Source organism: Pseudoalteromonas sp. NGC95 (genome assembly GCF_015864705.1).
Lineage (GTDB): Bacteria > Pseudomonadota > Gammaproteobacteria > Enterobacterales > Alteromonadaceae > Pseudoalteromonas > Pseudoalteromonas arctica.
The window spans coordinates 27,602-51,278 of record NZ_JADYWR010000002.1 but is presented as its reverse complement, the minus strand read 5'-3'; the positions used below and the strand labels follow the sequence as shown (position 1 = coordinate 51,278).

Annotated in this window: 24 protein-coding genes and 1 riboswitch; of the genes, 15 read left to right on the top strand and 9 right to left on the bottom strand. The window is 39.7% G+C overall.

The annotated features are described in order from the left end of the window. Positions 1-25: 25 nt before the first annotated feature. Entirely contained in the window at positions 26-997 is a 972-nt protein-coding gene (locus I6E70_RS02595; protein ID WP_101162841.1) for a zinc transporter ZntB, read from the bottom strand. 285 nt (positions 998-1,282) lie between these two features. On the opposite strand from I6E70_RS02595, the gene I6E70_RS02590 reads away from it, so the two are divergent. From I6E70_RS02590 to I6E70_RS02580, 3 genes are read left to right on the top strand one after another with little or no spacing between them, the layout of a single operon-like run. Continuing rightward, positions 1,283-1,717 (top strand): ATP-dependent zinc protease family protein, encoded by a 435-nt coding sequence (locus I6E70_RS02590; RefSeq protein WP_007585784.1) that lies wholly within the window; start codon positions 1,283-1,285, stop codon positions 1,715-1,717. Positions 1,718-1,719: 2 nt separating this feature from the next. Further along, complete coding sequence (gene rimK / locus I6E70_RS02585; RefSeq protein ID WP_002961977.1) at positions 1,720-2,625, top strand: 30S ribosomal protein S6--L-glutamate ligase; 906 nt, start codon at positions 1,720-1,722, stop codon at positions 2,623-2,625. Next, entirely contained in the window at positions 2,612-3,670 is a 1,059-nt protein-coding gene (locus I6E70_RS02580; RefSeq protein WP_007585786.1) for a succinylglutamate desuccinylase/aspartoacylase family protein, read from the top strand. The genes rimK and I6E70_RS02580 overlap by 14 nt, the downstream gene beginning before the upstream one ends. Positions 3,671-3,758: 88 nt before the next feature. On the opposite strand, the gene I6E70_RS02575 is transcribed toward I6E70_RS02580, so the two are convergent. The 4 genes from I6E70_RS02575 to recQ all read right to left on the bottom strand — a co-directional run bounded on the left by I6E70_RS02575 (position 3,759) and on the right by recQ (position 8,397). Continuing rightward, entirely contained in the window at positions 3,759-4,331 is a 573-nt protein-coding gene (locus I6E70_RS02575; RefSeq protein ID WP_169044298.1) for a mechanosensitive ion channel domain-containing protein, read from the bottom strand. A gap of 69 nt (positions 4,332-4,400) precedes the next feature. Continuing rightward, complete coding sequence (locus I6E70_RS02570) at positions 4,401-6,110, bottom strand: ShlB/FhaC/HecB family hemolysin secretion/activation protein (RefSeq protein WP_024609055.1); 1,710 nt, start codon at positions 6,108-6,110, stop codon at positions 4,401-4,403. A 171-nt stretch (positions 6,111-6,281) separates the two neighbouring features. Beyond that, a complete protein-coding gene (locus I6E70_RS02565; RefSeq protein ID WP_007583724.1) occupies positions 6,282-6,566 on the bottom strand; it encodes a DUF3630 family protein in 285 nt (94 codons plus the stop codon). 7 nt (positions 6,567-6,573) lie between these two features. Then, positions 6,574-8,397 carry a DNA helicase RecQ gene (gene recQ, locus I6E70_RS02560; RefSeq protein WP_010553279.1) on the bottom strand — a complete coding sequence of 608 codons (1,824 nt, stop codon included), beginning with the start codon at positions 8,395-8,397 and terminating at the stop codon, positions 6,574-6,576. Between the two features lie 385 nt (positions 8,398-8,782). Here recQ and I6E70_RS02555 point away from each other — a divergent pair, with 385 nt between their 5' ends. Continuing rightward, positions 8,783-9,238, top strand: a complete 456-nt coding sequence (locus I6E70_RS02555; protein WP_007583728.1) for a thioesterase family protein — start codon at positions 8,783-8,785, stop codon at positions 9,236-9,238. A 51-nt stretch (positions 9,239-9,289) separates the two neighbouring features. Next, a complete protein-coding gene (rarD, locus tag I6E70_RS02550) occupies positions 9,290-10,207 on the top strand; it encodes an EamA family transporter RarD (protein ID WP_197187975.1) in 918 nt (305 codons plus the stop codon). A gap of 17 nt (positions 10,208-10,224) precedes the next feature. Here rarD and I6E70_RS02545 read toward each other — a convergent pair whose 3' ends face one another. Both I6E70_RS02545 and I6E70_RS02540 read right to left on the bottom strand, forming a co-directional pair. Then, the gene (locus tag I6E70_RS02545) at positions 10,225-11,460 is read right to left on the bottom strand and encodes a response regulator (protein WP_024592846.1); all 1,236 of its coding nucleotides are present in this window, start codon (positions 11,458-11,460) and stop codon (positions 10,225-10,227) included. A gap of 86 nt (positions 11,461-11,546) precedes the next feature. Next, on the bottom strand, positions 11,547-11,921 hold the full coding sequence (locus I6E70_RS02540) for a DUF413 domain-containing protein (RefSeq protein ID WP_007583734.1): 375 nt from the start codon (positions 11,919-11,921) through the stop codon (positions 11,547-11,549). A gap of 91 nt (positions 11,922-12,012) precedes the next feature. Between I6E70_RS02540 and I6E70_RS02535 the strand changes: the two genes are divergently transcribed. From I6E70_RS02535 to ung, 8 genes are all read left to right on the top strand, one after another. Further along, the gene (locus I6E70_RS02535) at positions 12,013-12,885 is read left to right on the top strand and encodes a LysR family transcriptional regulator (RefSeq protein WP_007583736.1); all 873 of its coding nucleotides are present in this window, start codon (positions 12,013-12,015) and stop codon (positions 12,883-12,885) included. Positions 12,886-13,051: 166 nt separating this feature from the next. Then, a complete protein-coding gene (locus tag I6E70_RS02530) occupies positions 13,052-13,984 on the top strand; it encodes a porin (RefSeq protein ID WP_007583738.1) in 933 nt (310 codons plus the stop codon). A gap of 34 nt (positions 13,985-14,018) precedes the next feature. Beyond that, positions 14,019-14,170, top strand: a riboswitch (cobalamin riboswitch). 513 nt (positions 14,171-14,683) lie between these two features. Continuing rightward, a complete protein-coding gene (locus tag I6E70_RS02525; protein ID WP_197187974.1) occupies positions 14,684-15,496 on the top strand; it encodes an ABC transporter ATP-binding protein in 813 nt (270 codons plus the stop codon). A 1-nt stretch (position 15,497) separates the two neighbouring features. Continuing rightward, positions 15,498-16,502 carry a FecCD family ABC transporter permease gene (locus I6E70_RS02520; protein ID WP_197187973.1) on the top strand — a complete coding sequence of 335 codons (1,005 nt, stop codon included), beginning with the start codon at positions 15,498-15,500 and terminating at the stop codon, positions 16,500-16,502. Positions 16,503-16,506: 4 nt separating this feature from the next. Next, entirely contained in the window at positions 16,507-17,991 is a 1,485-nt protein-coding gene (locus tag I6E70_RS02515; RefSeq protein WP_197187972.1) for a cobyric acid synthase, read from the top strand. Continuing rightward, entirely contained in the window at positions 17,984-18,583 is a 600-nt protein-coding gene (cobO, locus tag I6E70_RS02510; protein ID WP_007376484.1) for a cob(I)yrinic acid a,c-diamide adenosyltransferase, read from the top strand. The genes I6E70_RS02515 and cobO overlap by 8 nt, the downstream gene beginning before the upstream one ends. Further along, entirely contained in the window at positions 18,583-19,443 is an 861-nt protein-coding gene (locus I6E70_RS02505; protein ID WP_197187971.1) for a cobalamin-binding protein, read from the top strand. The genes cobO and I6E70_RS02505 overlap by 1 nt, the downstream gene beginning before the upstream one ends. Beyond that, positions 19,440-20,102: a uracil-DNA glycosylase gene (gene ung, locus I6E70_RS02500; protein ID WP_197187970.1), complete on the top strand. Its 663-nt coding sequence runs from the start codon at positions 19,440-19,442 to the stop codon at positions 20,100-20,102. Before I6E70_RS02505 ends, ung begins: the two co-directional genes overlap by 4 nt. Before the next feature lie 107 nt (positions 20,103-20,209). Here the strand turns inward: ung and I6E70_RS02495 are convergent, their stop codons facing one another. Together I6E70_RS02495 and tal are read right to left on the bottom strand one after the other, a co-directional pair. After that, complete coding sequence (locus I6E70_RS02495) at positions 20,210-20,398, bottom strand: DUF3545 family protein (protein WP_007583746.1); 189 nt, start codon at positions 20,396-20,398, stop codon at positions 20,210-20,212. A gap of 201 nt (positions 20,399-20,599) precedes the next feature. After that, a complete protein-coding gene (gene tal / locus I6E70_RS02490; protein WP_007376481.1) occupies positions 20,600-21,550 on the bottom strand; it encodes a transaldolase in 951 nt (316 codons plus the stop codon). Between the two features lie 225 nt (positions 21,551-21,775). Between tal and yaaA the strand changes: the two genes are divergently transcribed. Together yaaA and I6E70_RS02480 are read left to right on the top strand one after the other, a co-directional pair. Continuing rightward, positions 21,776-22,555, top strand: a complete 780-nt coding sequence (yaaA, locus tag I6E70_RS02485) for a peroxide stress protein YaaA (protein ID WP_007583748.1) — start codon at positions 21,776-21,778, stop codon at positions 22,553-22,555. A 121-nt stretch (positions 22,556-22,676) separates the two neighbouring features. Beyond that, a complete protein-coding gene (locus tag I6E70_RS02480) occupies positions 22,677-23,633 on the top strand; it encodes a mechanosensitive ion channel family protein (RefSeq protein WP_197187969.1) in 957 nt (318 codons plus the stop codon). Positions 23,634-23,677: the final 44 nt, after the last annotated feature.

Here is a 23,677-nt window from a genome sequence, read left to right as displayed (position 1 = left end):
TGCTTTTTAAATGTATAAACTTAATTTATAACCATTTTTTATTTTTAAAATACACACCAATACCGCCAGTAAGTACAATCAAAAATATAACAAACGCACTAAATGCATAGGGGCTCTCGGTACCCGGAATACCTCCTACGTTTACGCCTAACAGGCCGGTTAAAAAGCCTAAAGGTAAAAACAATGCAGCCACAACCGACATTACATACATACGCTGATTTAATTGCTCAGACACTTGGTTAGTGATTGTTTGCTGAATGATTTGCGCACGTTCAATAGAGCTATCAAGCTCCTCTAAATAACGAATAAGTAAGTTTGTTGTTTCGTTTAATTTTGCTTTATCGTCATCTAACAGCCACGGGTAGTGATTATTTACCATTGAGCTAAGGGCTTCTTTTTGCGGTTTTAAATAACGCTTTAAGGCAATTGTTTGACGGCGCAACTGTGATAAACCTTGGTTATCAAACTTTTTACTTGGTTCATCTATTTCTTCTTCAAACTCGTCGAGTGTTTCATCTAGTGAGTCAATAACGCTTTGCATACGTGAGGTTAATTTTTGTGTAATAGAGCACACTAATTCAGAAATATTGCATGGGCCTTTATTTTCATTTAAACAGGCGAGCGTATCTTGCACCGATAATAAACGACGTTTGCGGGTAGTAATAAGAATGTCTTCGCTAATAAATAAACGAATTGAAACCATGTCTTCAGGGCTTTGTGCTGGATTTAAATTTACACCACGTAAAAATAACATATGTCCGTTAGTCGTTGATGTAATTCGCGGGCGTGTTTCATCAGCAATTAAGGACTCTAATTCGTAATCGTTTAAATGAGGCTGTGCCTTGAGCCATTCAACAGCCTCGCTTTGGCTATAGTCCATGTGCACCCAAAGTTTTCCGTGGCTTGGTTGCCAGCTATTTAGCTCATTAGTGCTTTCAATAGGGCGAGCGCCGCCTTGTCCATCAAGTACAAGTGCATGTAGTAAACCATTAATCATAATTATTTCTCATAATAGTGTATTTTTAATACCGTTAACTATAGTGTATCTACTTAAGTATTTTAAACTTACCTTTATTTTTAATAAGTTAAGCTTAAATAGCAAAATATATGCAGAGCCTTTGGGCTGAGTAAAGTGGCATAAAGTACTATTCAGCAAGGCGTGCATTGTGTGACCAGTTGTTTAAAAAGATCAATTTAATTTACTAATCGACTAGATAAATTTATTTCGTTGGTGTTTTTTTACCTGTAGCGTATAAGTCACTTTTTTATTAAGGGCACATTTATGACAGCAAAGATCACAGTTGGTTGGCGTGAGTGGTTAAGTTTACCTGGGCTTGGTATTAACGAGATAAAAGCAAAAATTGATACTGGCGCTCGCACTTCATGTATTCATGCAATTAACATTGAAGAATACGAAGTTGACTCAGAAAAATGGGTTAAATTTACGGCCCAGCCACTGCAAGATGATGAGCAAACACAAGTCACTTGCAATGCAAAAGTTAAAAAAATGAAGTACGTAACCAGCTCAAGTGGGCAAAAAGAGTTACGTTACTTTATAGAAACTACATTGCATGCAGGCGAGCATAGCTGGCCTATCGAGCTTACTTTAACAAGCCGTGCAACAATGAAGTTTAGAATGTTATTAGGGCGTACAGCCATGGAAAATCGTATAGTCGTTGACCCGGCTTTATCTCAACTATTAGGTCGTAAGGTTTAACTATGAAAATCGGTATTTTATCTCGCAACAGAAAATTATATTCAACACGTCGCTTAATTGAGGCGGCAGAGGCACGCGGTCACGAAGTTAAAGTGATTGATGCATTGCGCTGTTATATGAATATCAACTCTGAGCAACCAGAAATTCACTATCGCGGTGAAAACTTAAAAGAATTTGACGCAATCGTCCCGCGTATTGGTGCATCGGTTACATTTTATGGCTGTTCGGTACTTCGTCAGTTTGAAATGATGGGTGTTTACCCTGTAAATGAATCAGTCGCTATTTCTCGTTCGCGCGATAAATTACGCTCACTTCAGTTACTTTCGCGCAAAGGCGTTGGTATGCCAGTAACAGGTTTTGCTAGCAAACCAGATGATGTAAAAGACTTACTAGAAATGGTAGGCGGTGCACCTGTTGTAATTAAATTACTTGAAGGCACACAAGGCATTGGTGTTGTACTTGCTGAAACACGCAAAGCGGCAGAAAGCGTTATTGAAGCGTTTATGGGCTTAAAAGCTAATATTATGGTTCAGGAATACATTAAAGAAGCGGGTGGTGCCGATATACGTTGTTTCGTATTAGGCGATAAAGTAATAGCAGCAATGAAGCGCCAAGCACAAGAAGGTGAGTTCCGCTCTAACCTTCACCGTGGCGGTAGTGCTACATTAGTTCGTATTACTCCAGAAGAACGTAAAACGGCAGTAGCCGCGGCTAAATCAATGGGCTTGAACGTAGCGGGAGTTGATTTACTTCGCTCATCTCGTGGACCACTTGTGATGGAAGTAAACTCATCACCAGGTTTAGAGGGCATTGAAATAGCAACAGGTAAAGACATTGCAGGCATGGTGATTGATTTCATCGAAAAAAATGCTTCAAGTAAAGGAACAGCAACACGTGGCAAAGGTTAAAATTAACCGTCCTTTTTCCTTATTAGGAGAGAGTGTAGGCGTAGGCGAGCGTAAAACACTTGCCTTAGAGGCAGCTAAACTTTATACCCATTCACCACTTAATATTCCTATTGAAGTGGTTAACGGTGTAATGGAAGGTCCTGTGCTTATGGTGTGTGCGGCTATTCATGGTGATGAGCTAAATGGCGTAGAAGTTGTGCGTCAATTAATTGCTAAAATAGACCCAAGCCAACTGCGCGGTACAATAATCGCTGTGCCTATTGTGAATGTGTTTGGCTTTATTCATAAATCGCGTTACTTACCAGACAGACGCGATATGAATCGTAGCTTCCCAGGTTCTGAGCGTGGCTCACTTGCTGGGCGTATGGCTTATATGTTTTTTAATCAAGTGGCAATACATTGTACCCACATTATTGATTTACATACTGGCGCTATTCATCGAACTAACTTACCGCAAATTCGCGCTAACTTAGCTGATGAAGCAACCGCTGAAATGGCTAAAGCATTCGGCACGCCAGCAGTTATAGATGCATCATTGCGTAATGGCTCATTACGAAGTGAAGCTGCAAACCTAGGTATCCCGGTTATAACCTATGAAGCTGGTGAAGCACTGCGTTTTGATCCAATCGCAATTGCGGCCGGTGTACAGGGTGTTGATTATGTTATGCGTCATTTAAAAATGATCCGTGGCAAGCGTCCTAAAAAGTTACCAGATCCTATTATTGCAGGTTCAACTAGTTGGATACGTGCCGAAGTTGATGGCATTGTGCGTGCACAAGTATCACTAGGGGAGCATGTAACTAAAGGGCAAGTACTTGCTTATATTAGTAGCCCACTAGGTGACTCTGAGCTTGAGCTTTTAGCGCCTAAAGGCGGTATTGTTATTGGTCAGCAAACTATGCCATTGGTAAATGAAGGTGATGCGGTATTCCACCTTGCTTACTTTGCAAATGATAATAGCCTAGTAGAGCAGCAACTAGAGAACTTTATTGATGAGATAAATGATTTAGATGACGAGCTTAAAACAGCAGAATTAAATAACTAGTAGCCAGCCTGAACTCTATTTAGTTAAAGCATTAAAAAGCCGCAGTAGGTAATTACCTACTGCGGCTTTTTTGTGTGTTTATTTTAATTTAGGATTTTTTAGGTCCAATAATACGCTTTATAACGGGGGCTTTTGTTGGCTTTGGTTCTTTATTTAAGACCATGACAGGACGGGTCACAAATAAATTGTTAGGGTAAATTACGCGGTGCCCATCAATATGCTCAAGTACTACATTCATTAAGCCCATTTCAACAATGCGCCCTTCAACATGATTTGCACCATCAATAATTCGTACCCAATAGCCAACACGGCAATCGTTTTGAATAAACATTAGTAAAAATGCGGTGAGATTACTTAATAATGACCAGGCAGCGAAGAGTGCTACGCCCAACATAGCGAATAAAGAGGAGCCTAAAACCAATAAGCCACGCAGCTCTATACCCCAAAATACTAAAACTAAACACAGCACGACAAAGGCGAGTATAATTTTTAGTAAGAGCTCTGCACGATATTTTCGGTGTAAATCAACTTTCCCCTTAATTGCTTTTTCGAGTAATTTTTTGGTTATTTTTAATAGCAGAGGGAAAACCAAAATAGCGATTATAGTTACAATTAACTTATATTGTGATGCAAACAATTCTAAAACTTCTATTATTTCCACATTAGGCCCTGAACTTTAATACCAATTTAATTTAATTCAATTGGTATTAGTTTAACGCGTTTGTATTATTTAAAAAGTGTTTTTAACGCTCACTAACCACTGTACTGAGTCTACGTCATCGTAGCTATCAACTGGGGCTGCAATGTCAATGTGGATCATGGTTCCTGAGTTTGCACGACTTGGTGCTAAACGAAGACCCACGCCTATATTTTTTAATACATGTGCGTTTTCACCATTATCTTTATCGTTAAACCATGCTCTGCCCACATCTACAAAAGCTGCGCCACCCACTTTAAATAGTTGTAGTAAATCGTACTCCCAGTAATAGCGCTTTTCTAGATTAACTAAAAAGCTGCGGTCGCCATGTTGATAATCCATAGGGTAACCACGCAGGCCTGTTTCGCCGCCTAAAGTAAGCTGTTGATCAGCAGTAAGGTTTTTTGCGTATTGCACGCGGGCTTTAACATACCAAGATTGGTCTTCACTGGTATTTAAATAATATTGTACTTGGCTGGTGGCCATAAAGTTTTCGAGTTTTTTCTGTTCTTTATTCCAATAGCCATCAATATCAGCACTAAAACGCCATAAGGTATTATCGTTAGTAAAGTGGGCTTTTTTAAAGTTAAAAGAATACACCGCGCGGCTGTCGTCATTACTTAATGATTCGTCTGAATAGCCAATTAAGCTTTTAATATTCCAACCTAAGTTTAAATCCTCAGTGCGAGATATACTGTCAAAATTGCGTACTTTTATGTAGTTATCTTCAAACCAATGGCCGCTTATAAAGGGATAACTTAAACTTCTGTCATCGGCAAGTGGTGCAAATGTAGTGTCTATAGCTTCAAAGGTATGCTGCTCGTCGGTATAACCTAAGGTTAAGCGTTGGGTCCAATTATTATTAAGCGCTTTAGAGTGTCCTATAAATGCACGGTTTAAATCGGTAGTTTGATCAAATTCGCTAAACTCTTCGCCGCGTTTATATAGTGACTCTTCGCGCTGCTCAGAATAGCTTAAAATACCGTAACTAAAAGGGGTGTCTATCGCGTAAAATGGATAGGTTAGCTCAAGTAAATGGCGCTTGCCATCGCTGTTATCAGCGTACTCTAAACGGCCGCGGTAGCGAGTAGATAAAATATTAGGATCGTCGTAAACAAATAAATAACCGCTACGATCGCTGTCGGTCGTGCGTGACAACGAAAGGCGCTTCCCCCAACCAAGCAGGTTTGATTCTCTAAAACCGATACTTGATTTATTTTCTCCGCCGCTACGGCTAAAGTTTACTTCAGGTAAAAGTGTCCACAAATCACGGGTAACCACTTCTACATTAACGTCACCGTCGCAGTTTTCGATTGCACTAATTTGTGCATCATATAAGTAGCTTTCTTTACGAAGTAGGCGCTCAGACTCTGCAAGCTTTTTAGCATCGTACTTGTCACCAGGGGAGAATAATAAAAGGTTATTAATGACATCGGGCTCTGTTTGAATATGAGCGCGGTTAGCAAATCGGAATAGGGCATTATTTTCCTCTTCAAGCTCAGTATTAAATACATTAAGTTGCTTGAGCTTTATTGAGGCTATTTTAGCGTTACTATTACTGTGCGTGAGGGTTGTTTTGTCTTGAACTTCTCGGCGTAAGTTTTTATTTGTGCTTAAATCTGTCTGTTCTACAAGGCAGTTATCAGTTTTCGTTGAAGATTGTTGTGCGAATGCATTAGGCACATAAAAGCTTAAAACCGTTAAGCTAATACAACATTGTGCTATCCATTTCTTGTTCACCATTAAACCTCTTTACTGCTACGTAGCAAATGACTATCGTAATATCAGCTTACATCATTGTTATTATAATGTAAGTAAAAGGTATGGATTTTGAAACTAATTAATTGTTACTCATATTCACTTATGTTAATAACCAACCTGGTTTAGAACCGCCTGTGGGCGGGGTATTAAAAGCTAACTTAAATAAAATGCTAAAGCTGCTAATAAGTGCTCAGCTTCATGGCCTTCGGCATTAATCCAAATACTTTGGCTGTAATGCTCATAGTTTAAATTAAAGGTCTGCTGATTATAGGTAAAGCGAACTTGATGGCGATCGGCGCCTGCAGAATACTCATTGAGTGTTACATCGTCTGAGTGTAAAAAGAGTGTGCTCCACAGTTCAAAGTCTTCATCGTGTGGAGGCTCGACTGGTGTAATTAAAATGTATTTATGGGCGTGGTCATATTCTATTTGGGTCATAACATTCTTAATTTGTAGCTAGGTAATTGCGAATTGCAGTTAAAAATTCGCCGCCGTACTTATTTAACTTAGTAAAACCCACACCCGACACTTTTAAAAATTCACTGTCGTTTGTTGGCATAAGCTGCGCCATTTCGGCTAATGTTTTATCATTAAATACCACATAAGGTGGTACATCATCGGCATCAGCGAGTTCTTTACGTAGTGCGCGCAGGCGAGCAAACAGTTTTTTGTCGTAATTAAATTGTGCTAACTTATCTTGATAAACGTGTTTGGCTTGCAGGCGTGGCTCGGCTAATTGCAGTGCGTACTCACCTTTTAAAATTGCACGCGCGGCTTCGGTTAACCTAAGTGACGCACCTTGTGTTATATCTTGGCTAAGTAAGCCTTGGTGAATAAGTTGGCGTAAAATACTAAGCCAAAATTCACTGCTTTTATCTTTACCTATGCCGTAAGTGCTTAGCTCATGATGATTGTTATCGCGTATGCGGCTAGTATTTGCACCACGTAGTAATTCAACAATGTACCCAAGACCAAAGCGCTGGTCAGCTCTATACACACAAGAAAGCGCTTGTTGGGCAACCAATGTACCATCAAAGCTTTTTGGCGGGTTTAAACAAATATCGCAGTTGCCACAAGGTTCGCGCTGATACTCACTAAAATAGTTAAGCAATATTTGGCGGCGACACGTTTGTGCTTCTGCAAAGCTTGCCATTGCGTTAAAGCGTTGTTCTTCTACACGGCGGCGTTGCTCGTCGTCTATGTCTTCAAAAAAGCGCCTTACGCGACCTATATCAGCTGGATCAAAATACATTATAGCTTCTGCGGCAAGTCCATCTCGCCCAGCACGCCCCGTTTCTTGATAGTACGACTCGATACTTTTTGGAATATCGTAATGCAATACAAAGCGTACATTGGGTTTATTAATCCCCATACCAAAGGCAACGGTTGCGACCACTATTTGTATATCGTCACGTGCAAAACCAGTTTGTACAAATTGTCGTTGCTCGTTACTCATACCTGCATGGTAAGCGGCAGCGTTTAGCCCTGCATCTGCAATTTTTTCAGCAATGTCGTCTACGCGTTTACGGCTAGTGCAATAAATAATACCGCTCTGGCTTTTTTGCTCTTTTAAGTAGCGAAGCAGTTGCACCATAGGTTTAAATTTTTCTTCTATGGTGTAGCGAATATTGGGGCGATCAAAGCTGCCAGTATGAATATAAGGCTGTTGTAGTTTTAGTTGCTCAACTATATCAAACCGTGTGGCTTTATCGGCAGTTGCAGTGAGCGCCATCATTGGGACATGTGCAAAACGTTGCTTTAATTCGTTTAAGCGAAAGTAATGAGGCCTAAAATCGTGACCCCAATGCGACACACAATGCGCTTCGTCAATGGCAAATAAGCTTACATTTAAATGCGATAAACGCTCTAAAAATTCGCGTTGAAGTACTTTTTCAGGTGCCACATATAAAAGCTTAATTTGCCCCTGATGAAGCTGTTGATACACCAATTGCTGCTCTTCTCGCGCTAAGCTGTTATTTACGTAAGCGGCTTTTACCCCAAGTGCTTGAAGTTGACTTACCTGATCTTGCATTAGCGATATGAGCGGAGATATGACAATAGTTACGCCTTCGAGCACTAAAGCGGGTATTTGATAGCAAACCGATTTTCCGCCGCCAGTAGGGAGCAATACAAGCGAGTCTTGGCCGTTAATAGCAGCATCAATAACTGTTTTTTGGCCGTCGCGAAATTCACTGTAGCCAAACACTTGTTTGAGGACAGTTTCGGGTTTACGCACAAGGGTGCTAGAAGGTGGTGTTGATGTATTCATTGGCGGGTATTTTAGTGGTTTTTTAGTGAGATGTCTTTAGCTGAGTTACTTATACCAATCCGCAATACTACTTAATCAATTTGAGGGATCAAATCTGACGCTCGCTGCGTTAAAAATTTCTGATATAGAACAACTAAATAACGAGTTTTTTGCCTTGTTATAGACACTATTTTCTTACCTCTAGATAGATCACTTAATTAAGCTAATTGGTATTAACCTCAACTCTATTGTAAGTAAATTAAACTCTGGTAGTGTTGAAACCGCTTATTAAGATAGATCTGCTTTCTTAAAGTTAGGTTGCTAAGTAAATGATTTAACTAGAACCTCGTAGTTTTGCTTAAGTTATGCTTTACTCATCGTACCAGTTTAAACATAGAGAATAATAATGAATAAAGAAATGTTAATTGAACAAGTGGGTGCATTATTTGTAAATGGCATGCCGTTTAACCAGTTTTTACAAATATCGGTTGAGTCGTTGAGCCCTGAACAGGCCAAAATTACGTTTCCGTGGCAGGATGTACTCATTGGTAACCCTGCGCAAAAAATACTGCACGGTGGTGTTATTTCAGCCGTACTTGATAATGTAGGCGGTATGCTCGCGGCAGCAAGCGTGATTGATAAGCTCACTGATTTAGATATAGGAAGTGTGCAAACAAAATTAGCCACGCTTGGGACTATCGACTTGCGCACTGATTATTTGCGCCCTGGTAAAGGAGAGAGCTTTACAGCGAGTGCCACACTTATTCGCTCAGGTAATAAAGTATGTGTTTGTCGAATGGAATTACATAACGAGCAATCAGTTCAAATTGCTTTTGGGACAGGCACGTATTTAGTTGGATAAAACGTGTATGGGAAGTAAACTAGCGGCCTTTTAAATCACTAAGTGTTTATTATGTCGATTGATACTGAGCAGCGTAAAGGTGCTATTTTTGCTTGTCTTGCTTTTTTTATGTGGGGCCTTGCGCCAATATATTTTAAGTTGATTCAGCATGTTTCTGCCTTTGAAATTTTAATGCATCGGGTTGTTTGGTCGGTTGTATTTTTAGTACTAGTAGTAAGTGTTTTAAAGTATTGGGATAAAGTTAAACGCATTATTATTCAGCCTAAGCTTTTGCTTATGCTCGTTATTACCTCAACATTGCTAGGGTTTAACTGGGGTTTATTTATATGGGCTATAAATAATAACCATATGCTTGATGCGAGTTTGGGCTATTACATAAACCCTCTTTTAAATGTATTACTGGGTATGCTCTTTTTAGGTGAACGCCTGCGTAAGTTTCAAGGTGTAGCAGTGGCACTGGCCTTTACCGGTGTAGTGCTGCAGCTAATTAGTTTTGGCTCGTTTCCGGTAGTGGCATTTTCATTAGCTATATCGTTTGCGCTTTATGGTTTGTTACGTAAAAAACTACCCGTTGAAGCCTTGCCTGGCATTTTGCTTGAAGCACTTATATTACTGCCTGTTGCACTCATTTATTGGTGGTTAATGGTGCCTACAGTAACATCAAGCCTGCCAGCTAACGATTGGCATACTAATGCATTACTGATTAGTGCAGGTATTGTAACTACATTACCATTGCTGTGTTTTACCGGCGCCGCTAAGCGTTTGCAATACACTACATTAGGCTTTTTTCAGTATATTGGGCCAAGCCTAATGTTTATATTGGCAGTGGTGTTTTACGGTGAAGTGTTTGACGCTGAGAGATTAGTAACGTTTGCATGTATTTGGAGTGCGCTAGCTATTTTTAGTTGGGACTCTTACAATCAATCACGCAAACGTAAAAAAGCGGCTATTACAGCCGCAGAAGTATAATTAACCTAATAGAGCTGTTAGCTAACTACTTTATTACGACCAGATTCTTTAGCGTCGTAAAGCTTTAAATCGGCCTGTTTTAATAATTCATCAATTTGATAAACAGGCCCATCTGCAAAACCAATAGATATAGTAAATTTGATTTTTTCTTTACTAAACTCTTGGCTGTTCGCCTCTATAAAGTACCTAAAACCTTCAAGTCTTTTTAGCGCTTCTTGTTTATCCGCATTTGCAAAGTAAACGGCAAACTCTTCGCCACCTAAGCGGGCCACTAAATACTTTTTAAAATATTTGCTAAAGCAAATGGAGAGCCCTTTTAATACTTCGTCGCCTACATCATGCCCGTGAGTGTCATTAATTATTTTAAAATGGTCAATATCAAGCATGGCTAGCGCTCCTGAACCTTGCTTATTTTTAATCTTTTTGAGTGATTTGTTTGTTTCTTCAAAAAAGTAACGACGATTAGGTAGATTAGTTAGGTAATCGGTGTTGGCTTGGCGTTTAATTGTGGCTATTTGTTCTAGCATATCGACGTTTTGGCTAAGCCTGCAGTAAAACTCTTCACTATTAAAAGGTTTATGTAAATAATCGTTTGCGCCATTTTTTAAAAATAAACTAGAAAGCCCTACAGAGTCAGAGCCCGAAATACCAATAATGGCTTTTTCGTCATTGCTATATAAGCGGCGAATTTCGCTACATAACTCATCACCATTCATGTTTGGCATTTCGTTATCAGTAATGATGACTGAAATGTCGGGTGAACTTTCGAGCATCTTTAATGCTTCTTGTCCGTCTTGTGCTTCAATAATTTGATATTTGTGACGAACTAACAAGCTGCAAATGTATCGTCGAGTCGATTTAGAATCATCAACAACGAGTACTTTTACATTTTCATTGCGAGGTAAGCGGTGTAATTGTTTTTCTAGGTATTGGTAAGCTTGTTTGTTTTCTTTAATTATGTAATCGATGATTGGGTATTTTTCGACGGTGTCGCGGGTTTTTTTATCAATATTACCCGTCATTACAATAGTTGGGATATCAGCATTAACAGTGCAGGGTACTGCTTCACCTGATGGGGCATCAGGTAATATAAAGTCAACTACAGCGCAAAAGTAGCTATTTTTACTTATAAGCTCTTTTGTTTGCGCTAATGACTCTGCTATATCAACTTCATAACCTGCTTTAAGCGCGATGTGCTTTTGCACTCGCGCCATTGCAGGTGTATCTTCAACTATTAGTATTTTTCGCGTCACGGAACAACCCTGTTTATATTTTGCAAAAATATTTGCTTATACAAGTTGTAACTGTTAAAACGCAAAAAAGCAAATAACTTAAGTACTTACAGATTATCCGCTTCTGAATAATACTCTTGGCTAATCGGTGCTGGCCCTGACATTTTTGAGCGGCCAAATAAAGTATGAAACTTAGTTTTGCAGGTCGTTAGCTTTAAGTATTTTACCCAAGCACGTTCGATTGGGTTAGTAGGTTCTTGTGAGCCAGTTACTACTGCTACAAACTGTTCTTGATGTTCGTTTTGCGGCTCAATTGTTTTACTGTATAAGCCTCTTAAAACAACACCATGTTGTTCTAATATACTGGCTTCTAATAAGGTGAAGTTTCCGCTGCGGCTAAAACCACGTGGAAAATTCTGATCATCATAAAATTGACGTTGGCTAACAAATGCTTGGCGTAGTAATGAAATGTTATTGCTCATAGCTTTATCCTCATACCCTATTAATTAGCTGGAGTATGATGCAAGTTTGGCAATTTATTAAACAAATTATTTTTATCGTGAGGATAAAAAATTGGATATCGATTTATTAAAAACATTTGTTGAAGTAGTGCGTACGCGTCACTTTGGTAAAGCGGCCGAAAACCTTTATATTACGCAGTCTGCAGTGAGCTTTAGAATTCGCCAATTAGAGCAAGGGCTTGGTGTTAATTTGTTTATTCGCCAGCGTAATAATATTCAACTTACAGCACCTGGCGAGCGCTTATTACCGCACGCACAAATGATTATTACGGGCATGCAGCGCGCCAAAGTAGATGTTGCACTTGCCGACAATATGCATAAGCAAATTAGCTTAGCAGGAACGCCTAATATTTGGGATGCTTTTTTACAGTTTGGTATAACAAATATTGTATCGGCGATGCCGGGCGTGTCGTTGGTTGCAGAAGTTAAAGCACAACAAGAGAGCACTCGACTTTTATTAGAGCGTACTCTCGATTTGGCAATATTATTTGATCCACCAAAAGTAGATGAATTAGTGGTAGAGCGAATTTGTGAGTTGCCAATCATTCCAGTAAGCGGATACGACACCGCAACGAACGAAAACTTTTTTGATAATCAATATGTGTATGTGGATTGGGGAACTACTTTTTCTCTTTGGCATGCGCGTCAGTTTACAGGAAAAACGCCACCTTACTTTAGAACCAGCACGGGACGTATTGCACTTGATTTAATACTGCAATGTGGTGGTAGTGCATTTATACCTCAAGTATTGGTTGAAGGGCATTTAGAAAAAGGTGAGTTGTTTCATGTTAAAGGGGTAGAAAACACCTCAAGAGACGTATTTATAGCGTATCACAGAGACAACGAGCAAAAAGAGCTAATAGAAACCTTAGTTAATTTACTTTCGCAAATGACGCCAAGCTTGTCATTAAAGCAAGATAAGTAAGTACGACCGCTTACTAGGCTTTCATGTTATTTTGATTTCACATTTAATGCATTTTTATTAACAAAAAAAGACATTAATATTTCCGTTGTAATATTACTGTCATTTAGGAATGACAAAATGCAGCAGTTTTGAAAATTAGTCTTTTGTGATTATCCAAGGAAATAACATGAAATTTGTAAAATCGAGCTTATGCTTAGCACTATTAAGTGGTTTATCTTTTAATGCACTTGCCGACGTAGACATTTACGGTAAAGCGAATGTAACAGTGCAATCATCTGATGATGGCGAAGGGTCTTTTACCGAGATAAAAAGTAATGCATCTCGTCTTGGTGTTAAAGGTTCTGAAAAAATAAATGATAGTTTAGAAGCGGTATATAAGTTTGAGTTTCAAGTTGATGTGTCTGATGCTGATTCAAAAGGCGATAACGACGACAATATTTCTGCGCGTAACCAATATGTTGGTTTAAAAGGTGCGTTTGGTCAGGTTGTAATTGGTCGTAACGATACTGCGCTTAAGCAATCTCAAGGTAAGTTAGATTTATTTAACGACCTTGAAGGCGACATTAAAAATGTATTTAAAGGTGAAAACCGCTTAGGAAATACAGTTAGTTATTCATCAAACTCATACGAAGGTTTTAAAGTACTAGCTACTTTTGTAGCTGAAGATGATGTAGACGCTGATAACGGTTACTCAATGGCGGTTACTTACGGCGACGTGGCACTTAAAAAGAGCGCTGTATATGCCTCGATTGCAGCCGATAGTGAAGTAAATGGCTACGATGTAGTACGTGCATCAATCCAAGGTAAAATCGAAAACTTTAAATTGGGCGCAATGTACCAAACACAAGAAGCAGTAGATGGCAGCGCAGAAGCGGATGGTTACTTGCTAAATGCTGCTTACAGCATGGGTAACAACACATTTAAAGTGCAATACCAAGATATGGACTTTGACGACAGCGACGATAAGTCAGCAATTTCAGTTGGTCTTGATCACAAATTAAATAAAAATATTAAAGTATTTGGTTTTTACTCAAGCTTCGATATGGACAACAACGTTGACCAAGACTACGTAGGCTTAGGTATGGAATACAAGTTTTAACGATTAGTTAAAACACTCCCTTTTTAACCGCGCTCTTTTGAGTGCGGTTTTTTTTGCTTTAAATTATTTACTTAGCCGCCCATAATAGAGCTTCATTTGGAATGAGGTGCGAGTCCTCGACTGTTCCCGCAACTGTAATTAGCGCAAAGCTTTAAGTCAGATACAAATGGTATAATACCAATTTTATTAAAAACATGATCTTTCTAGCGAATTAAATAACTTACTAACTTCGTTAAAAATTATTCATATAGAACAACTATATGTCATAATTTCCGCCTTGTTATTAAGCTATTTATTTGTCGCTATAATAAATCACTAATTTAATGCAATTGGTATGAATTCTTTTAACGAGCGGGTTTACTCATTTTTTCTTGTAGTGCATTAGTATTTTTATCGCATTTTTAGTGAGTTTAACCTAGGGTCTGCTGATCTTTGCGGATTAAAATTTGTTCAAACTAGGGGCTATTTAATCGCGGCGCGAGGTTTGTAACCTAGTGGGCTAAGTAAAAACCGAGCAACAAAGAGTAAATAGCCCCTAGGAAGAACCCTTTGGGCAGCGCCTGTTTGGCATTAATGCTACGTTATCGCCCATTTATGGGGAATAACCACACTACATAGGCTCTGCCTTGCCTAAATACCAAACAGACTGTTGCAAATTTAACCTTGAAAGATCAACAGACCCTAGCCTAGGACTGACTATTGCACACTCAAACGCCATTAAATAAACCATTACTAAACGTTAAAAACGTATCATGGGGTATTGGCAATAAAACGATTCTCAGAAAAATAAACCTTAAAATAACCACAGGTAAATTTGTTGGTTTAATTGGACCTAATGGCGCAGGTAAATCGAGCTTATTGCGTTGTTTATATCGTTTTAATAAACCAAGTGATGGCGTTGTAGAGTTTAACAACACCGACATTTGGCAGCTAAAAAGCGATGAGTACGCAAAAAAAGTAGCGGTTGTTTTACAAGAAACCCCGTCGCAATTTAACTTAAGCGTATTTGATGTTATTGCGCTTGGGCTAACGCCTCATAACTCGCTATTCAGCTCAATAACTAACATTGATAAACAAAAAATCATTCAAGCAATCAATACAGTCGGGTTGGTAGATCATAGTGAGCAAAGCTTTGAGTCGCTCTCAGGCGGTGAAAAGCAACGTGCCTTGATAGCCCGCGCCATAGTCCAGCAACCTCAACTGTTAATAATGGACGAGCCAACTAGCCATTTAGATGTTAGATACCAAATACAGGTTATGGAGCTTGCTAAATCGTTGGGCGTAACGGTGTTTGCATCGTTTCATGATTTAAACTTAGCCTCTGCAATGTGCGATGAACTAGTGGTTATTAAAAACGGTGAAATTACACATACAGGCACGCCAAGTGAGGTATTAACCGAAAACATGCTAGGCGACGTTTTTGGTGTTTGCGCCCAAGTAAATAACCACCCGCAAATATCGAAGTCGGGAAATAGCATCCCTCATATCACTTACTTTTATGGTTACAAATAATATGAGCGCAGTTAATAATCGCCACTCATTTGCGCTTTTTATAAGTGCTGCAGCTGCTTTATTTAGCTTATTTGCAGCACTTAGTTTTGGCGCAGCAGAGACCTCACTTCAAGACGTACTTAATAGTTTTTTGCTCTCAAATGATGCGTCTTTTAATACGCGTATTATTTACGAGCTAAGAATGCCACGCACATTACTCGCCTTTTTAGCAGGCTCTGGCTTAGCAATTGCGGGGCTTATTTTACAAACGGTAACGCGCAACCCTTTAGCCGATCCTTACTTATTTGGTATATCGTCGGGTGCCTCATTTGGTGTGGTGTTACTTATGGCATTAGCAGGCATTAGCGCAGGCTTTATGTTATCGGCAGCAGCACTGCTGGGCAGCTTACTCGCTATGAGTTTATTAATACTTATTGCAGGTAGGCAGCAAAGTGCACAGGTAGAATCAATGTTATTAGCTGGTGTTGCTCTGTCGTTTTTATTTAGTGCATTTACCAGTTTGTTGCTTTATTGGAGCGATCCTCAGGCGGTAGCTGCTATTTTATTTTGGACACTGGGCAGCTTTGCTCGTGCGCAGTGGGCTACGCTTTGGTTACCTTTATTGGTAATTACATTGTGTACGTTTGTAATGCTGAGCTTTAGAAGGCAACTCAATGCCATGTTACTTGGCGATGAAAGCGCAATTACATTAGGTGTTAGGGTCCAGCGCTTTAGAATACTTATGCTGGTTTTGAGCTCATTAATTACCGCTGTGCTGGTGGCTATGTGTGGTGGTATTGGGTTTGTAGGATTAATGGTACCGCACATTGTGCGCTTTTTTATCTCCCAAGGCACCATCGCGGGATTGCTAGTAACCAGCTTAGTGGGCGGTACATTTATGGTGTGGGTTGATGTACTTTCGCGCTCCTTGTTAAAAAACCAAGAGTTACCTGTAGGTGTTATAACCGCTGCTATTGGTAGTGTGTTCTTTTTAAGTTTATTGTTTTTTAGAAAGCGAAGGGTGTAATTCCATGAAAACCTTAATGGTGCAAGGCACTACTTCCGACGCAGGTAAAAGCACTTTAGTTGCAGCCCTTTGCAGGGTATTTGCTAAGCGAGGGGTAAAGGTTGCGCCTTTTAAACCACAAAATATGGCACTTAATAGCGCAGTAACAAAAGATGGCGGCGAAATTGGTCGTGCGCAAGCTTTGCAAGCAATAGCGGCTAAAGTAGAGCCCGAAATAGACTTTAATCCCATTTTACTTAAACCTAATAGCGATACGGGCGCACAAGTGATTATTCACGGAAAAGCCATTAGCAATATGGAAGCGGGCAAATATCACGACTATAAAAAAGTGGCGATGGATGCAGTCATTACCTCACATAACCGCTTAGCTAAACGTTTTGATTTACTCCTTGTTGAAGGAGCGGGGAGTCCTGCTGAAATAAACCTGCGTGAAAACGATATTGCCAATATGGGTTACGCCGAAGAGGTAGATTGCCCTGTCATTATTATTGCCGATATAGATAAAGGCGGTGTGTTTGCACATTTGGTAGGTACGCTTGCGTTGTTAAGCGAGTCAGAACAGGCGCGCGTAAAAGGCTTTGTTATAAACCGCTTTAGAGGCGATATAGGTTTGCTGCAAGGCGGGCTTGATTGGCTTGAAGAATACACAAACAAACCCGTACTTGGCGTATTACCTTATTTGCACGATCTTGCGCTTGATGCCGAAGACGCCGTCGCAATTGATAATAATGTAACCAACGCCACAATTAATATTGCAGTGCTACTTGTTCCCCACATTAGTAACCACACCGATTTTGATGCACTGCGTTTGCACCCAAACATTAATATAAATTATGTGCGCCATACCCAAACGATCCCAGACGTTGATCTGATAATTCTCCCAGGCAGTAAAAATGTGCTGGGTGATTTAAACTTTTTGAAAAATGAAGGCTGGGACACTCAAATTAAGCGCCACTTACGCTATGGTGGCAAAGTACTTGGCATTTGTGGCGGCATGCAAATGCTGGGCAATACAATCAACGATCCCGATGGTATTGAATCGTCATTAAAACAAGTGAATGGGCTTGCTCTATGCGACTTTGAAACCACGCTAACAGCACAAAAAGTATTAACTAAAATAACCGCTACACTGCTTTTAAATAACCAATCAACACCCTGTAGTGGTTACGAAATACATGCAGGGATTAGCCAAGGTGCAGCGCTTAATAAACCATTTTTAACCTTTGATAAAAACCACCCACATGGCTTTACGTTTGATGGCTTTATTAGCGATGATAACGCCATTGCGGGCACTTATTTACATGGCTTGTTTGATGAAGCCGATGCTACATCGCAAATTTTAAAATGGGTAAAACCAAGCGCCTCAATTAACCCAATTAGTATTGCCACTCATCGCGAGCAGCAGTTAGAACGATTAGCAACTATGTGCGAAACGCATTTAAATATACAGCAAATTATCTCGATTTATGAAGGGCACAACAATGACTGAACAAAACAATGATAAGCATAAGCAGCGCCAACAAAAAGTAAAAGAACAAGTGGATGCACGTGTTGCCGCCGCACAAGATGTAAAAGGTATTTTTCAGGTAATTACCGGTAACGGTAAAGGTAAATCAACCTCAGGCTTTGGCGTTGTAGCACGCTGCGTAGGGCATGGTAAAAAAGCAGCTGTTTGCCAATATATTAAAGGTACGTGGGAGTGTGGCGAGCGTAATTTATTACAAGGTGCAGGTGTTGAGTTTGTTGTAATGAACACTGGTTTTACCTGGGATACGCAAAATAAAGAAGCCGATACTGCAGCCGCCCAAGCAACATGGCAAGAGTCAAAACGCATGCTTGCAGATAGCAGTATTGATTTAGTATTACTCGATGAGCTTACGTATATGGTGACCTACGGCTACGTTGATTTAGATGAAGTGGTAACAGCGCTTAATAACCGCCCACCAATGCAGTCAGTTATTATTACAGGGCGTGCAGCGCATCGTACTTTAACAGACCTTGCCGACACTGTAAGCGAAGTGCGTAATGTAAAACACGCATTCGATTCAGGCATAAAAGCGCTCGAAGGGTTTGATTACTAATGTTTAAAGCGTTTTTTATTGGGCTACTGCTTTTTAGTGTATCGGGCAGTACACTTGCAGAGCAGGTTAATGATTCTAAAAAACTGCGAATAATCGCGCTTGCACCACATATAGTCGAAAACCTATTTGCCATAGGGGCGGGCGATAATATTGTGGGCACAGTTGATTACGCCGACTACCCTGCTGAGGCCCAAAGTATTGAGCGCATAGGCGGTTATTACGGTATCTCGCTTGAAAAAGTATTGGCGCTTAAACCCGACTTAGTTATTGCATGGAAAAGCGGAAATCAAAGCGAAGATTTAGCCCAAATAGAGCGCCTTGGCATAAAAGTATATTTAAGTAACCCCACCACAATCGCTGGTGTAGCCGACGAGTTACTTACTTTTGGTGAATTTACAGGGAACATTAAGCAAAGCCAGCAAGCGGCAAGCGCATTTAAACATAAGCTAAATGGTATTGTTAAAAGCCAGCAAGATAAAAAAAATATTACCGGGTTTTATCAGTTATGGGCTGAGCCCATGATGACAGTAAGTAAAAATACATGGATAAGCCAACTGATTGAAACATGCCATGTAAGTAATGTATTTGCACAGAGCGTTACAGATTATCCGCAAATTAGTATCGAAAATGTCATTGTTACTAAGCCACAAGTTATTATTATCCCTGATGAAAAATCAAAAACGCCACAGCCGGTTGTTAATTGGCAAAAGTGGCCAGAAGTGCCCGCTGTTAAAAATGATCAATTTATTAGCGTAAATGCCGATTTATTACATCGTTTTACTCCGCGCATGCTAGATGGACTCGCGGATATGTGTGATAAAATAGACGCATCACGTAAACAGATTAAGAGTACACAATGAGCGATTGGGCTACATTTTTAGAAAGTGAATTACAGCAATCTTACATGCAGGAAACGTTAGAGTATGTGGCTAATCGCCGCAATGAAGGTGTTGCTGTTTATCCGCCTGAACCTCAAGTATTTAGTGCTTTTGATGCCACAGCACTAAATGACATCCGCGTTGTAATTTTAGGACAAGACCCATACCACGGAGAAGGGCAAGCGCATGGCTTGTGTTTTTCGGTATTGCCTGATGTAAAAAAGCTGCCGCCGTCGCTTAAAAATATGTACAAAGAGTTAGCTACCGATATCAGCGGTTTTGCTGTTCCTGAACACGGGTACCTGCAAAGCTGGGCAGATCAGGGCGTGTTTTTACTCAATACAGTATTGACCGTTGAGCAAGGGCAAGCGCATTCTCATAAGCATTTAGGATGGGAGCAATTTACCGATAATGTAATAGCGCATATTAATAAACACTGCGAAGGTGTGGTATTTATTTTATGGGGTGCACATGCACAAAAAAAAGGTAAAGGCATAGATAGCGCTCGCCATCATGTTTTAAAAGGGCCGCACCCATCGCCGCTTTCGGCGCATAGAGGCTTTTTTGGCTGTCAGCATTTTTCAAAAACGAATGAGCTATTACAAGCCCAAGATGAAAAACCGATTAACTGGCAGGTGTAAATAACCTGAGCTCTGAATAATAAATTTATCTCATGCAGCTATTTTCAGCGCATTAAAAAAGGCTTCCATATATCGGAAGCCTTTTTGTTTAGTTGGGGCGTATTGAATTAAAAATCGAGCTCTTCAATTGCAATACTGTCTGTAAAGTAGTCTAGTTCTTGTAGTTCTTTACGTAGGCGCTGTTTGTCTTTTATTGCTTCTATTTCACGCCATTTTCTTTTTTTATTTTTCTGAGAGGTTTTCCTTGTTGTATCTGGTCCTTCTAATATCTCTAATATATCGTTTAGGCTATCCATGAACTTCTCCTATTGATTTTATTGACCTCAAGAATACCTATACCACAGGCCTAGTTAAAATAGAATAAAAAAGTGACAGTTATGTTACATAAGTGTGATTAATTGATGAAGGTTTATACGAAGATTATATAGAGAGGTAGCGTATTTTAGGCATAAAAAAACGCCGCTATTGCGACGTTTTTAAAACACGATTATAGCAAATTACATTGCTTTAAAGCGCGCCTCTAGTTGTTCTTGTGCATCAGCAAAAGAGCGAATACCTTCAGCTAGTTTTTCAGTAGCCATAGCATCTTGGTTATGTAACCAACGGAACTGTGCTTCTGTTAATGGCTCTGGTTTTGGCTCTTGTGGAACATCGCTTTCAAGCAAATATTCTTGTGCGCCTTCAAGGTTACCTAAATCTTCTAAAAGATTAGGGCTAATAGTTAGCTTGTCACAACCTGTAAGTGCAATAATTTCGCCTGTATTACGGAAACTTGCACCCATCACAACTGTTTTGTAGTCATGGCGTTTGTAAAATTCAAAAATGCTGCGTACAGACTGAACACCTGGATCTTGTAGCGGATCGGTTGGTTTTTCCATACCGTTAGCAACGTGCCAATCTAAAATACGGCCAACAAATGGCGAAATTAGAAATACGTTTGCATCGGCACATGCGCGGGCTTGGGCATCGCTAAATAATAAAGTAAGGTTACATTTAGTCCCTTCTTTTTCTAGCTGCTCAGCGGCTTTAATACCTTCCCATGTAGACGCTACTTTAATTAAAATTTTGTCTTTGCTTACACCTTCTTTTTCGTAAAGGCTAAGTAGGGTATGTGCTTTATCAATCGTAGCTTGCGTATTAAACGAAAGGCGTGCATCTACTTCAGTAGAAATATAACCAGGTACAATAGCGCTAATTTCTTTACCTAGTAATACGGCAAAGTAATCACATGCTAGTTCAAGTTGTTTAGCTGGCTCTTGCTCGGTTTCTTTTGCGTAGCTCCAAGCTTTATCTAGGTAAGGCTTATATGCTTCAATCTCGCTCGCTTTTAATAAAAGCGACGGGTTTGTAGTTGCATCTTCTGGTTGATGCTTTTTAATAGCTTCAATATCACCAGTGTCGGCTACGATAGATGAATGTTGTTTTAGCCTTTGTAGAGCTGAAGTCATTTGCTTTCCTCATTCCAAGCAAGTTAAAAGAAAAATCTAATCACTCTTAATATATCTAATCCATACTGCAACAGTGTGACAATGCTTGATAGGTCTTATGTCCTGATCAATAAAAAAACGGTAATGCATGGGTTATTAAGAGAGGATTTATTTAAACAAAACGTGCTTTTCGTTTCATTTAATGTTGAAATTGACACTAAATAAATTACAAGTCAATAGCTAACTATGATCACTGTTATTTCACCTGCAAAAAATCTTGATTACGAAACGCCACCCGCAACAGACAAGTTCACTCAGCCTGAATTACTAGAGCACAGCGAAGAGCTCATGAAAGTATGCCGTGAACTAACACCAGCGCAAATTGGCAGTTTAATGAAAATTAGCGACAAGCTATCTGGGCTTAACGCAGCACGCTTTAGTGAGTGGGCGCAGCCGTTTACACAAAGTAATGCTAAACAAGCCGCACTTGCCTTTAATGGTGATGTATATGGCGGTTTAGATGCAAGTACGCTTAAAGCTAGCGAGCTTGATTACGCACAAAACCATTTACGTATACTTTCAGGTTTATACGGCTTATTAAAACCACTTGATTTAATGCAAGCTTACCGTCTTGAAATGGGCACCAAGCTTGAAAACTCGCGTGGCAAAAACTTATACGAGTTTTGGGGCAGCGTAATAGCGAATAAATTAAACGACGTATTAAAAGCGCAAGACGCACAATATTTAGTTAACCTTGCTTCAAATGAATATTTTAAAGCGGTAGATAAAAAAGCATTAAATGCACAAATTATTACCCCTCACTTTAAAGATTGTAAAAACGGTCAATATAAAGTAATCAGCTTTTATGCTAAAAAAGCACGCGGCATGATGGCGCGCTACATTATCGAAAATAAAGTAACGCAGTTAAGCCAACTTAAAGAGTTTACGGTAGCAGGTTATTACTTTAGCCCAGAGGCAACAGTTAAAGAGCTTGAGCCGGTATTTATGCGCGACGAACAAAATTAGGTTTATAAGCTTAAATAAAAAATTTAAAAGCCATGCATTGCATGGCTTTTTTGATGTTGGCGTTATATTTGCAATCTCATCTAATATTAATGAGAACACTAATTAAATAGGTGCAAATAAAATGATCAGCATTCCGTCAATTGACGAAGCCGAAAAACTAATAGAAGAAAAGCTCGGAGGGTGGTTTGATGTTGTAATAAGCCATATCCCTAATTTTATAGTTGCGATACTGATCGCAATTGTGTTTTCAATATTGGCGCGCTTTGCTGGCAAGCTGATGAAAAACGTATTACGCCGCTCACTCGACTCAACACAAATTGCCGACTTAATGGCGTCAATTTTTAAAGTTATTGTGTTGTGCATAGGTTTATTTATAGCGCTTGATTTTGTTGGGCTAAAAGGTACTGTTACTTCGCTACTTGCTGGTGCAGGTATTGTGGGTTTAGCAATTGGTTTTGCGTTTCAAGACATGACCGAAAACTTAATTGCTGGTATAGCAATGGGTGTACGTAAGCCATTTAAAACAGGTGACGTAATAGAAACCGATGATGTGTTTGGTTCAATACATTCTATAAACCTACGTAACACGCTAATAGAGAGCTTTTACGGGCAACTAATACTTGTGCCAAATAAAGTCTTATTTAGAAATGTATTAAAAAATTACACCACGCTAGGTATTAGACGTATAGAAGTACCCGTAGGTATTTCGTACGGTGACGACATAGAAAAGGCAAAAGACGTTATAGTCGAAAAAATTAACGAATTTGACTTTGTAATACGCAAAGACGAAACCGCCGTATACGCTGAAGGCTTTGGTGACAGCAGCATCAACTTACTGGTGTGGTTTTGGATTAAATACCCAGGCGAGCCTGACTTTATGACGGTACGCCATAAAGGTATAGTTGCCGTTAAGCAAGCACTAGACGAGGCGGACATTAGCATTCCATTCCCAATTCGCACTTTAGATTTTGGTATTAAAGGGGGCGAAAAACTCGATGCCATGATTAGCGATAAAATAAGCCAGCAGTCATCAAATAAAGACAGTAGCGACGGTGCTGACTCTAGCCAAAGTGAGTAATTTAGTTAAAGCTCATTAGGCAAAAGCATTGGGAAATAGTTACT